This window comes from Nocardia sp. NPDC005978, from assembly GCF_040614455.1.
In the GTDB taxonomy this organism is placed as follows: domain Bacteria; phylum Actinomycetota; class Actinomycetes; order Mycobacteriales; family Mycobacteriaceae; genus Nocardia.
In genome coordinates this window covers 1-12285 of record NZ_JBEXUS010000036.1, presented here as the reverse complement: position 1 = coordinate 12285, position 12285 = coordinate 1, and the positions used below count along the sequence as shown (strand labels likewise).

The following is a 12285-nucleotide window of genomic DNA, read 5'->3' as shown; positions in this document are numbered from 1 at the left end:
AACCGGGTGGGCACCGGATCGATGAAGGTTGGTTTGCTGAATGTTTGTGGAGAGGGAACGGCGTGGTGTTGAGCGTGAAACCGCCTAGAGACTTCGAAGAGCTGAAACCGCCGACCTTCGGTCTGCTGCTGCGTAAGCTGCGCGACGCGCGGGGGGTATCGCGAGAAAGGCTCGCGTTCAACGCCGGGGTCAGCGCCAGCTACATCAGCCATTTGGAGAAGGGTGATCGCGGCCATCCCACCCGCGAGGTGGTCGACGCGCTGGTCCGCTATCTGGACCGAATAGAGCAGCTGTCCGCGGTCGAACGCCGCCATCTGCTCGACCTGGCGGGGCTGGGCGTGAGCGAATTCCCCACCGTGCAACAACTGCGCGCCGAAATCACCGACGACATGCGGCGCGCACTGGACCTGCACGAGCCCAATCTCGCGGCGTATGTCGATACCCGGTGGAATGTGCTGGCCTGCAATGCCAGCTACTCCCGCGCGTTCCCCGGACTGGAACAGGACGTCAATATCCTGCGCTGGTTTCTGGGAAACGAACGCGCGCGCGACGTGATGCTCGAGTGGGAGGACGAGGTCCGGCTCACCGTGCACTGGCTGCGCGGACTCATCGCCGGCTCCGGTGACACCGCCTGGTCGGTGGACTTCCTCGCCGAACTCGGCCGCTTCGGGCTCTTCCGGGAAATGTGGGACGAGGGCATCGCCGCCTACGGCAGGCCCCGGCCGATCATGCATTTGAACGACATTGCGACCGGGCGGTGCCGGGCCATCGCGGTGCAGTTGTTCAGTGTCTTCTCCGCGGCCTATCCGACCCAGATTCAGATCTTCCTGGGCATTCCGAGTTGGTGCTCGGAATCGGGCGAGATACTCGATCCCGGTCATTTGCGGAGTCTTTCGCAGGAGGATTAGCGCGCCGCGGGCAACCGGCGGGGCCGCCACCGCGGGGTCGCGGCCGTGCGCCCGGCGCGCACTACTGCGCGATGTCGATCTCGCCCCCGCCACGGCTGGTGAACCACGGATTGGCCCGCGGCCGCCCGGGCGCGCGGTGCGGTTGCGCGACGGCCCGCCGCGCCAGCCGAATCAGCAACGGCGCCACCACTTCCGGATGGGTCCACACCGCGCCGTGGCCCGCTCCCGGAATGGTGACCACGCCGTCGGCGCCGGACAGTCCGGCGGCGAGCAGTTCCGACTTCTGCGCGGTGCTGGTGCCGTCGTGGCTGCCCCGGACCACCAGCGCGGGCGCGCTGATCTCGCCGAGCCGATGCAGGACCGAGCGCCGCTGCATCAGGCAGTCCGCGGCGGGCGCGATCGCCTGCCGATCGGAGGCGTACCAGCGGCTGGTCCAGGATCGCCACTGCCGCGGATCCGAACCGCCGATCAGCTGCGGCGCCAGTTCCGCGACCAGCGGGGCCATCGGCTCGGCGCCGCACCAGCGCTCGAAAAAGGTTCGGTAGAAGGCGAGTTCGGCGGGCGTGCAGGCATCGCCCTCGGTGGACATGAGCGCGAGTCCGCGCACGCGCTCGGGCGCCAGCAGCGCCGCACGCAGTGCGGTGTAACCGCCCTGACTCATTCCGCCGAATACTGCTTTGTCGATTCCGAGTTCATCGAGAACGGCCAGAACATCGGCGGCCATATCCCAATAGGTGAAGGGTTCGCCCTCGGGTGTCTGGGTGCGTCCGTGGCACCGCGCGTCAACAGTTACGAGATTGATTCCGGCCGCTGCCAGAGGTTCGCGCATGGGTTCGAACATCGTTTCGTCCATGAGAAAACCGTGGGTGAGCAGAAGTGCCGGGCCCGGGATGTCGCTGGCAACGAAATGAACTGTGGCTGAACCTGATCGCACATAAGGCATGGTCAGACCGTAAAGGCAGGAAGTGTTCCGGGCCTAATGTTTGCCCACGCGGTGCCAGGCACCCTTCAGTACTCTTCCCGACCGGTACCAACACTGGCGAGTGTCAGTACTGCTAGGGGTTTGCCCCAGATGCCGCCAAAACTGGACAACAACACCGTGCGGCCATTTAAATCAGGCCGTGGCGCTTTTGGGACGAGCGTCAATTCCAAGGGAGGAAATCGAAAATGTTCGACGTTACTACTGCCGCTCGCCACACCGACTTCCGAGTCGATCAGGGAGCAGGACTGCGGGATTCGCTCGAGGGTTTGCTCCTGCACGACGGTGTCGGTTTGGATGCGCGAATGCGGCACGCGATCGCCGCGGTCGTCCATCTCGCCGTGGATACTCCGCTGGGCCCGCCCGAGGACGCCGAAGAATTCCTCGGCCGCCTGGACGCCGGCTGGCTGTTCGCCGCCTGGAACGAATCCGACAGCGAATTGTCGATGCTCAACACGCTGTCGGGCGGGGCGGTGCCGGCGCTGTCCTGGTGCGAGCTGATGTTCACCACGGCACTGGCGCCCTGGTCATCGGCCCCGGCGGCGGTGCACGCGCGGCGAATATTCCTCACCGGAGAACAGGCACGTTTGACCGCGGTCGCCAGTGGGGATTGCTCCATGATGGGCCGTGCCTGATCCCGATTCGGTACCCCGCGGAAAACTATCGAAGAGGGTGGACGTCGTGAAAATGCTCTTTACCAATTTCGACGCAATGTTCGAATCGATCTCGCGCCCGCAGGAATTGGAGCCCGCGTCCTGGCATCAGCAGGCGCTGTGCACGCAGACCGATCCGGAGGCATTCTTTCCGGACAAGGGCGGTTCCACGAGGGAAGCCAAACGCATCTGCTCGGCATGCGAAGTGCGGCGCGAATGCCTCGACTACGCGCTCAGTCACGATCAGCGTTTCGGCATCTGGGGTGGACTCTCCCCGCGCGAACGCCGTCGCTACAACGCCGCCTGAACGGGATTTCGCGCGCGAGCCGGGTATTCGCCGGCGCACCGCCCGCCGATCAATCCGAAGCCGCTGGGAGCAAGCAGAACTCGTTCGTCTCCGGATCGGCCAGCACGGTGACGGGCGCGGCGGCCGGTGGGATCTGCGGGGTGCCGGGGCCGACCGGGAGCGCGCCCGCGGCCCGCAGGCGAGCCGCCTCCGCCGCGGGATCATCGGTGGGGAAGGCGATGAGATCCAGATGCAGACGGCTGCGTGCGTCCTGAGCGCGGGGCGTGCGCAGGAACTCCAGCCACGGGCCCTGTCCGGTGGCCGAACGGATTCCGGCGTAGCGGGCGCTGTCGTGGGTGACCGGCCACCCGGAGGCCGCCGACCAGAATTCGGCCAGCCGCAGCGGATTCTCGGTGTCGACCACGATGGCCGCGACCGATCCGGTGTCGACGTAGTGCTCGCGCGGCTCCAGGACGCAGAACTCGTTGCCCTCGGGATCGGCCAGCACGGACCACGGCACCGCGCCCTGCCCGATGTCGAGCCGGCGCGCACCGAGCGCGAGCGCTCGATCCACCTGCACGCGTTGATGATCCAGTGATCTGCTGGCCAGATCCAGATGGATGCGGTTCTTCGCCGATTTGGCGCGCTGGGCGGGCAGGAACGTCAGGGCCACGTCCAGGCCGTCCGGGTCGGGGGCGGCGACGTCGACCGAATCCGGCCGCTCCACCGTGACCTCCCAGCTCAGCAGTTCGGCCCAGAAGCGTGCCACGCTTCGGGGCTCCATCGCATCGAACACCACGCACGCCAGCCGGGTGGACATGTTTCAACGGTAGCCGCCGCCGCGGGCGCCGTGTGGCGGGTTCTCGGTATCCGGCGGCCCGGCAGGCTGCCATCCGCGCGGTCAGCCGGGCGGATTCGTCCCGGTCACGGGCGGTTCGAAGACGTGACGCGCCCGGCGGAGGTCGACGCGGTCATCGAGCATCGGGCAGCCCTCGGCCGCGAGCTCGCGCAACTGCCGATGCGCCAAATGCGGTGCGGGCGTGCCATTTGCGCGCAGAATGCGATGCCACGGCAGGTCGGCCGCGTCGGTGCGCATGATCCAGCCGACCGTGCGCGGGGTGGACAATCCGGCCGCGGCCGCGATGTCGCCGTAGGTGGCGACCCGCCCGGGCGGAACGGCCGCGACCAGGGCGCGCACCCGTTCGATGTCGGCGTCGGAGGTGGGCATGGTCCGACTCTAGGCGGGTGCGGCGGCCAGGGCCGCCCGGACCAGCGCGGCGGTCTCCGCGGGCCGCGCCTGCGCCACCATGTGGTCGCAATCGAACTCGTGCACCGTGAGCCGGTCGCCCAGGCGTGCGCTCAGGGCCGCGCGGAACTCGGGGGTCACGAAGGGCGGGTCGACCTTCATCGCCTGCACCACCGTGGTCGGCAGGTGCGCGGGCGGCAGCACGAAGTCCCGGGCCAGCTGGCCCCAGTAGGAGATGATCGCGGGCTGCGTCAGCCGCCAACCGACCCGGCCCGCTCCGGTGGGCACCAGATGCTCGGCCAGTTCCGCGTCCAGCACCCGCGGGTCCAGCTCGGCCCAGGCGGTCTCCAGCTTGTCGAAACGGGCGGCCTCGGCGTCCGCGTAGTCCGGGTTCTCCAGCATGGACTCCGCGATGCGCAGCATGAAGTCCGCGTCCAGGCCGATGGCCGGGTCCAGCAGCACCAGCGCGCGCACCAGCTCGGGATGCCGGTGCGCCAGCCGCACGCCCACGGCCGCGCCGAACGAATGCCCGAGCACGACCACCGGTTCGCTCGTCTCGGCGGCCAGCAGCCGCACCAGATCGGCGACGATGGTTTCGAAATCCCACGGCGGCACGCCCGGCGAACGCCCGTGCCCGCGCAGATCCGGCGCGATGATCCGCACCTGCGGCAGCTGCTCGCGCGCGAGCGCCTCCCAGCGCCTTCCGTGCCCGGTCAGGCCGTGCAGAGCGAGCACGACGGGACCGGTCGCGGGGCCGAAACGATGCGTATGAAGATCGAGCACGCCGCCCATTCTGCCCGCCGAACGCGGATCGTCGGCGCGGCCAACTCATGGCAAACGCAACCTGTCGGGGCGGTCTGTTGAAATAGCCTGCGTGATGCGATCGGATAGCTCGGTGCAATTGGTGCGCCGGGCCGAGGCTGTCTCCCATCCCCGGGAGTGGGACGCCGCTATCCATCCGCTGTTCGAAGCCGCCGGGGCCGACCCCGGCTGGCGGCCCTGGCAGGTGCTGGGCGGGCCCGGCACGGGCAAGACTTCGCTGCTGGTCGACATCGCCGCCGAACGCATCCTGAGCGGCGCCGATCCCGATTCGGTCCTGGTGCTCACCTACTCCAAACGGGCGGCCACGGCCGTGCGCAACGCGCTGACCGTACGGGTGGCCGGTGCGGACCCGGCGCTGGGCGGGGTGCCCGGAGCCACCCGCGGCCCGCTGGTTCGCACCCTGCACTCCTACGCGTTCGGTCTGCTGCGCACGGTCGCCGCCCAGCACAACAATCCGCCGCCGCGGCTGCTCACCGGCTCCGAACAGGACATGGTGATTCGCGAGATGCTGCGCGGTGAACTCGCCGACGGCGCGGAACTGTGGCCGGAACGACTGCATCCCGCGCTGCCCGCCGCGGGATTCGCTGAACAATTGCGTGACCTCATTCTCCGGGCCACCGAACGCGGGCTCGGGCCCGAAGATCTGATCGAACTCGGCCGGACCCATCGGCACGCGGTATGGATCGCGGCGGGCCGGTTCTTCGAACGATTCGAGCAGATCATGCTGCTGCGCTGGGCCGTGGGCATGGACGTCCCCGAGGCCAGTGCGCCCGCCCTGGACGCCGCCGAGCTGGTCGGGGCGGCGCTGGACGCGCTGGCCGTGGATCCGGAGTTGCTGGCCGCCGAACGCGACCGCCTGCACTGCCTGCTCGTCGATGACGCCCAGCACCTCGATCCGCTTGCCGCCCAATTGGTTCGCGCGCTCGGCGCGGGTGCGGCCACCACGGTGCTGGCCGCGGACCCCGACCAAGCGGTGTTCACCTTCCGCGGCGCGGACGCGCGCTTCGCCCTGGATCCGGGCGCACCGGCCGAACGCCGAATCGTGCTGCGGCGCAACCACCGTTCCGCCCTCGCCATCCAGGAGGTGACGGCTCGGATCGCCGCACGCCTGCCCGGCTCGGCGGCCCACCGCGTGACACCCGCCGGCCTGCGCGACGAGGCCGCGTTCGACGATCACGAAATGCCTTGGACGGGGGTGCCTTCCGGTGAAGTGAAGGTGCAGGTGCTCACCACCCCGGCCAAGGAAGCCGCGCTCATCGCCGACCACCTGCGCCGTGCGCACCTGACCCACGCCGTGCCGTGGTCGCGCATGGCCGTGGTCGTGCGCTCGGTCCCGCTCTCGCTGGCCCCGCTGCGCCGCGCGCTGCTGGCCGCGGGCGTCCCGGTCCGCCAGCCGCCCGCCGAGGTGCCCCTGGCCCGCCGCCACGGGGCGGCCTGGGCCCTGCTCGCGCTGCGCGCCATCACCGCCGGTGATCCCACCGGCACCCAGCAGCCCCGCCCCATCGCCTTCACCGCCGACGACGCCCTCGACCTGCTCGCGGGCCCGCTCGGCGGCGCGGACCAGATCAGCCTGCGCCGCCTGCGCCGCGGCATCCGGCGCACCGTGCTCGAGTTGGGCTATCCGGAGCGCTATGCGGCCCCGGAGGAGGAAGCTGCCCCGGACGAGCAGGCCGATCGCTACGCGGATCTGGACCGCTCCTCGGCGGAGATTCTGCGAGATCTGTTGGTGGGCAGCGGAAGTCAAGCGGTACTGGCCCGGCTCACCCCGGTCGAGGCCGCCCCGCTGAACCGAGTGCTCAAGGCGCTGGGGCGGGCGCGCAAGGCGAGGCGGGACGGCGGCGGGCTGGAAGAGACCCTCTGGGGGCTCTGGAGCGGGTCGACCCTGGAGCGGCGCTGGGTGGGGCAGTCCGAGCGCGGGGGAGCGGTCGGCATGCAGGCCGATCGGGACCTGGACGCGGTGGTCGGGCTGTTCGAGGCGGCGGCCGCGTACGTGGACCGGTTGCCGCGCGCCACCGCCGAGGGCTTCGTGGAATACCTGGAACAGCAGGAGATTCCGCAGGACAACGCCCCGCACACCGACCCGGGCGAAGCGGTCACCATCTGCAGCGCGCACGCGGCCGCGGGCCGGGAGTGGGACACCGTCGCGGTGGCGGCGGTGCAGGAGGGCATCTGGCCCAATCTGCGCCCGCGCGGCACCCTGCTCGGGGTCGAGGACATGGTGGATCTGCTTGCCGGGGTGGGGGATACCGGTGAGAAGGTGAGCCGGGCCGCACCCATGCTGGCCGAGGAACGCCGTCTGCTGCTGGTCGCGTGCGGGCGGGCCCGGCGCTCACTGCTGGTGACCGCCGTCGAATCCGTCACCGGCGACCAGGATCTGGTGCCCTCGCGCTTCCTGGCCGAACTCGACGCCGACGCCGAAGCCGGTCAGCCCGGGCGGATTCCGCCCGCCATCGATCCGGGCCGCGCCCTGGCCATGCACACCCTGATCGCCGAATTGCGCGGCGCGGCCTGCGATCCCGACACCACCCAGGATCGGCGCGATCGCGCCGCGCACCAGCTCGCCCGGCTGGCGAACGCCGGCGTGCGCGGCGCGCACCCGGACGACTGGTACGGCACCGCCCAACTCTCCACCGACGATCCGCTCTGGGATCTGGTGGACGGCTCCATCGCGCTGTCGCCCTCCACCGTCGAACAGCTGAAGACCTGCCCGCTGCGCTGGGCGCTGGAACGGCACGGCGGCGGGGACGGCGACAACCAGCACGCCCTCAAGGGCAATCTGGTGCACACCCTGGTCCAGGCGCTGGCCGGGCAGGTCACCGAGGCGCAGGTCAAACTCGCGCTGGCCAAGGCGTGGAAGAAGGTCGATCCGAGCGCCGCCCGGGACGGCGAGAACTGGCATTCGCGCGCGGAGTACCGGCGCACCGAGACCATGGTCGACACGTTCCTGGCCTGGCTGCGCAACACCCGCGACGAACTGACCACCCTCGGGGTCGAGGTGCCGATCGACATCACGCTGCCCGCGCGCGGACCCGGCGAACTGCCGGTGCGCGTCAGCGGCCGGATGGACCGGCTCGAACGAGATACGCAGGGCCGCTTCGTCATCGTGGACGTCAAGACCGGCAAGACCCCGATCTCCAAACAGGCCGCCGAAGAGCACGCGCAGCTGGCCACCTACCAGGTCGCCGCGGCCGGCGGGGCGCTCGGCGACGGCGAGACCGGCGGCGCGCGCCTGGTGTACGTGGCCAAGCCCAGCGCCCGGGACGGATCGGCCACCGAACGCGAACAGCCCGCCCTCGACGCCGAGGGCGTGGACGCCTGGCGCGGGGTCATCCACGACGCCGCGGCCTCCTCCAAGGGGCCGAGCTACCTGGCCATGCGCAATGACGGCTGCCGCCACTGCAAGGTGGCGGGCAGCTGCCCGGTACAGGATTCCGGTCGTCAAGTGACCGACGAGTGAGCATCACCCCCGGTCAACTAGCCGACGCACTGGGGCTGCCCCCGCCGACCGGCGAACAGGCCGCGGTCATCTCCGCACCGCCCGGACCCACCCTGGTGGTGGCCGGGGCGGGCGCGGGCAAAACCGAGACCATGGCCGCGCGGGTGGTGTGGATGGTCGCCAACGGCCTGGTCCAGCCCGACCAGGTGCTGGGCCTGACCTTCACCCGAAAAGCCGCGCAGCAGTTGACCACTCGCATCCGCACCCGCCTGGCGCGCCTGGCGGGCGCACCCGTGCTGCGCGACCTCGACCCCACCGGCCACCTGCGCGGCCTGCTGACCGGCTCCGAACCCGAGATCAGCACCTACCACTCCTACGCGGGCCGCCTGCTCACCGAATACGGCCTGCTGCTGCCGGTCGAACCCACCGCCACCCTGCTCACCCAGACCCAGCTCTGGCAGCTGGCCTACCGCGTCGTCTCCACCTGGGACGGCGACCTGGACACCGATCGCAGCCCCGTCTCGGTCACCGAAGCCGTCCTGGCCCTGTCCGGCCAGCTCGCCGAACACCTGGTGGAACCGCGCGAATTGGCCACGGCACACCGCGAACTCGAACACCTGGTGCACACCCTCCCACCCGGCCCCCGCCAGCGCGGCGGCCCCAGCAAATCGCTGCTGGCTCTGCTCGACACCCAGCACGAACGAATCGCCCTGCTCCCCTTGGTGGCCCGCCTCGCCGACGAACTCCGCCGGCGCGGCGCGCTGGACTTCGGCGCTCAGATGTCGCTCGCCGCCCGTCTCGCCGCCCTGCATCCCGAGGTCGGCGCCGCCGAACGCACCCGCTTCCGCCTGGTCCTGCTCGACGAATACCAGGACACCGGCCACTCCCAGCGGATCCTGCTCTCCAGCCTGTTCGGCGCTCCCGCCGCCGATACCGCAGCACCCCAACCGAACCCACACCCGGGCGACGGCGCTGAACCGATCGCGAACGTGCGTCCCCGGCCGGGCCGCCGCCGCGAGGACCACGCGCACTCTGCCACCGACGCGCGCCCGCGGGTGGTGGGTCGCGAACCGGCTGCGGGACAGCCGGGGGACGATGCGGCGCGTACCGGCGACTCGCATCCGAGCAGCCGGGTGCTACCGGAGGCGGGTGCACCCTACGACGATCGTCAGCCCGCCGCCGACGGTGCGTTTCGCAGCGGTGACGTACTCGAAGACGGTGGGTCCGGGCCCGCCCGTGCCGCAGCGGTCTCCGGGCAGCCACGAGGCAGCGGACCGGCCGACAGCTCCGCCGCCGCGTCCGGTTCGGCAGGCGTCGATGGACACCGCCACGGCCATGACGGGTCGCCCACGGCCACCGAGGAAGAGCCGAATCACTTGCGGCCGCTGGCGGTTACGGCCGTCGGGGACCCCATGCAGTCGATCTACGGGTGGCGCGGGGCGTCGGCCGCGAACCTGCCGCGGTTCGCGACCGACTTCCCGGTCGCGCCCGGGGTGCCCGCGCCGGTACTGCCGTTGCTGACCAGCTGGCGCAATCCGCCCGAGGCCCTGGATCTGGCGAACCTGGTGGCGGATCCGTTGCGGCGCAAGGCCGCCGAGGGCGGCGGCGTGACCGTGGACGCGCTGCGGCCGCGGCCGGACGCCCCGGCGGGGCTGGTGGCGGCGGCGCTGACCGAAACCGTCGCACAGGAACGGGAATGGGTCGCGGTCCGGATCAAAGGGGAGTGGGTCGCGGCCGCGGAGGCCGGCGCGCCGCCGCCCACCTCCGCGGTCCTGGTGCGCCGCAACGCCGATGCCGCTCCGCTCGCGGAAGCCCTGCGCGATCAGGGATTGCCGGTCGAGATCGTCGGACTCGGCGGGCTGCTGCACACCCCCGAGGTCGCGGACATCGTCGCGACCCTGCGCCTGATCGCCGACCCTGCCGCGGGCAGCGCCGCGGTGCGCATTCTGACCGGCGCGCGCTGGCGCATCGGGGTCGCCGACATCGCCGCGCTGTCCAAACGCGCCCGCGAGTTGTCCATCCGCCGCCCCGGCGGACCCGCGGCCGAGATCACCGACACCGCGACCCTGGACGAGGCCCTGCGCGAGGTCGCCCCCGAACCCGCCGAACGCGCCGGGCTCGGCGACGCCATCGCCGATCCCGGTGACGAGCAACAGTATTCACCGCAGGGCTTCGCCCGCATCGCCGCGCTCGGCGCGGAACTCGCGGCCCTGCGCGAACGCGCCGGGCAGCCGCTGTCCGAGCTCGTCGCCGATGTGGAGCGCACCATCGGCGTCGGCGTGGAGACCCAGGCCCGCAAGGCCGTGGCCGCAGCCGGCCGCGAACACCTGGACGCCTTCGCCGACGTGGTCGCCGGCTACGCGTCCGATCATCGCTCCTCCCTCACCGGCCTGCTCGATTTCCTCGCCGCCGCCGAAGAGGTCGAGAACGGTTTGGAGCCGGGCGAAGTCGAGGTCGCGCACGACCGCGTGCAGGTGCTCACCGTGCACGCCGCCAAGGGCCTGGAATGGGAGGTGGTGGCCGTACCGCACGTGGTCGAGGGCACCTTCCCCTCGGGCACCGGCACGACCACCTGGATGGGCGCGCTCGCCGAACTTCCCACCACCCTGCGCGGCGACCGGCAGTCCCGCGACGCCGGGGACGGCGTCCCCGTCCTCGATCTCGCCGACATCTACGACCGCTCCGACCTCGAACGCGCCCTCGACGGGCACAAGAAGGCCCTGGCCCGCCGACGCTTGGACGAGGACCGCCGCCTCTTCTACGTCGCCCTCACCCGCACCGAGCGCGCGCTGCTGGTCTCGGCGCACCACTGGGGCGAAACCGGCTCGAAACCCAAGGGCCCCTCGGACTTCCTGCTCGAGCTGGTCCGCACCGGCGATACGCCCAACCCCGCCGTCCAGGTGGACCGCTGGGACGACCCGCCACTGCCCGACACCGCGAACCCCTTCACCGACAACCCGGCCAGCGCCACCTGGCCCCGCGATCCGCTCGGCCCGCGCCGCGAATCGGTGGAACACGGTGCGGCCATGGTGAAATCGGCGCTCACCGCCCTACACCAGCAATCCCGGCCCGAGCAGATCGCCTTCGACTTCGGCCTCGACGGCGACGACGATCTCGAATCCGGCAGCGCGGCAGCCGATTCCGACCCGATCGACGCCGATCCCGAGAACTGGGCCGCCGACGTCGACGCACTCATCGCCGAACACCTCGCCGCCGAGAAGTCGGTCCGCGAGGTGGAACTGCCCGGCCAGCTCGCGGCCACCTCCCTGGTCGATCTGCGCAGCGATCCGGCCGAACTCGCCGCGCGCCTGCGCCGTCCGCTGCCGTACCCGCCCAGCCCGTTCACCCGCCGCGGCACCGCCTTCCACGCCTGGCTGCAACGCTGGTTCGGCGCGGGCCGCCTGCTCGCCTTCGACGAACTTCCCGGAGCCGCCGACACCGGTGACACCGATGCCGGACTGCTGCGCCTGCAGGAGGCGTTCCTGTCCTCGGAGTGGGCCGACCGCAATGCCGTCGAGGTCGAGATCTCGTTCGAAACCTCGTTGGCAGGCACTGTGATCCGCGGTCGCATGGACGCGGTCTTCCGCAACCCGGACGGCACCTGGGTGGTGGTGGACTGGAAGACCGGCGGCGAACCCACCGCGGCGGAGGAACAGGCGGTGGCCATTCAGCTCGCGGTCTACCGGCTGGCCTGGGCGCGCCTGGAGGCCGCCCGCACCGGCGCGACCGAAGCCGACGTGCTCGCCCGCACCAGCGCCGCCTTCCACTACGTCCGCACCGGCCGCACCATCGCCCCCGAATACCTGCCCGGCCCCGCCGAACTCGCCGCGCTCATCACCGACGCCGCACCCGAACGACCTCCCATATGGCCGGAGTCGCTCATACCCGGCATGCCCGGCACTTCGGCCATTTCCATGGGCGCGGGTTGTTCGCCGGGGGCCAGGACCAGGAACTG

At 71.1% G+C, this 12285-nt stretch carries 10 protein-coding genes; 5 read left to right on the top strand and 5 right to left on the bottom strand.

Annotated elements, in window-relative coordinates; genetic code table 11:
• Nucleotides 1-74: 74 nt before the first annotated feature.
• Nucleotides 75-908, top strand: a complete 834-nt coding sequence (locus ABZ319_RS18260; RefSeq protein ID WP_354987588.1) for a helix-turn-helix transcriptional regulator — start codon at nucleotides 75-77, stop codon at nucleotides 906-908.
• Between the two features lie 61 nt (nucleotides 909-969).
• On the opposite strand, the gene ABZ319_RS18255 is transcribed toward ABZ319_RS18260, so the two are convergent.
• Both ABZ319_RS18255 and ABZ319_RS18250 read right to left on the bottom strand, forming a co-directional pair.
• Nucleotides 970-1851 carry an alpha/beta hydrolase gene (locus ABZ319_RS18255; protein WP_354987587.1) on the bottom strand — a complete coding sequence of 294 codons (882 nt, stop codon included), beginning with the start codon at nucleotides 1849-1851 and terminating at the stop codon, nucleotides 970-972.
• Between the two features lie 65 nt (nucleotides 1852-1916).
• Nucleotides 1917-2222 (bottom strand): hypothetical protein, encoded by a 306-nt coding sequence (locus ABZ319_RS18250; RefSeq protein ID WP_354987586.1) that lies wholly within the window; start codon nucleotides 2220-2222, stop codon nucleotides 1917-1919.
• 6 nt (nucleotides 2223-2228) lie between these two features.
• Between ABZ319_RS18250 and ABZ319_RS18245 the strand changes: the two genes are divergently transcribed.
• Nucleotides 2229-2522, top strand: a complete 294-nt coding sequence (locus ABZ319_RS18245; protein ID WP_354987585.1) for a hypothetical protein — start codon at nucleotides 2229-2231, stop codon at nucleotides 2520-2522.
• Between the two features lie 76 nt (nucleotides 2523-2598).
• The gene (locus ABZ319_RS18240) at nucleotides 2599-2847 is read left to right on the top strand and encodes a WhiB family transcriptional regulator (protein WP_354987584.1); all 249 of its coding nucleotides are present in this window, start codon (nucleotides 2599-2601) and stop codon (nucleotides 2845-2847) included.
• Nucleotides 2848-2896: 49 nt separating this feature from the next.
• Here ABZ319_RS18240 and ABZ319_RS18235 read toward each other — a convergent pair whose 3' ends face one another.
• From ABZ319_RS18235 to ABZ319_RS18225, 3 genes are all read right to left on the bottom strand, one after another.
• Nucleotides 2897-3646, bottom strand: a complete 750-nt coding sequence (locus ABZ319_RS18235) for a VOC family protein (protein WP_354987583.1) — start codon at nucleotides 3644-3646, stop codon at nucleotides 2897-2899.
• Between the two features lie 81 nt (nucleotides 3647-3727).
• Nucleotides 3728-4054 (bottom strand): MGMT family protein, encoded by a 327-nt coding sequence (locus ABZ319_RS18230; protein WP_354987582.1) that lies wholly within the window; start codon nucleotides 4052-4054, stop codon nucleotides 3728-3730.
• A 9-nt stretch (nucleotides 4055-4063) separates the two neighbouring features.
• Nucleotides 4064-4864: an alpha/beta hydrolase gene (locus ABZ319_RS18225; protein WP_354987581.1), complete on the bottom strand. Its 801-nt coding sequence runs from the start codon at nucleotides 4862-4864 to the stop codon at nucleotides 4064-4066.
• A gap of 85 nt (nucleotides 4865-4949) precedes the next feature.
• Here ABZ319_RS18225 and ABZ319_RS18220 point away from each other — a divergent pair, with 85 nt between their 5' ends.
• A complete protein-coding gene (locus ABZ319_RS18220; RefSeq protein ID WP_354987636.1) occupies nucleotides 4950-8351 on the top strand; it encodes an ATP-dependent DNA helicase in 3402 nt (1133 codons plus the stop codon).
• Nucleotides 8348-12285: UvrD-helicase domain-containing protein (locus ABZ319_RS18215; RefSeq protein ID WP_354987580.1), on the top strand; the 3938-nt coding region annotated here is incomplete at its 3' end. The genes ABZ319_RS18220 and ABZ319_RS18215, both read left to right, overlap by 4 nt.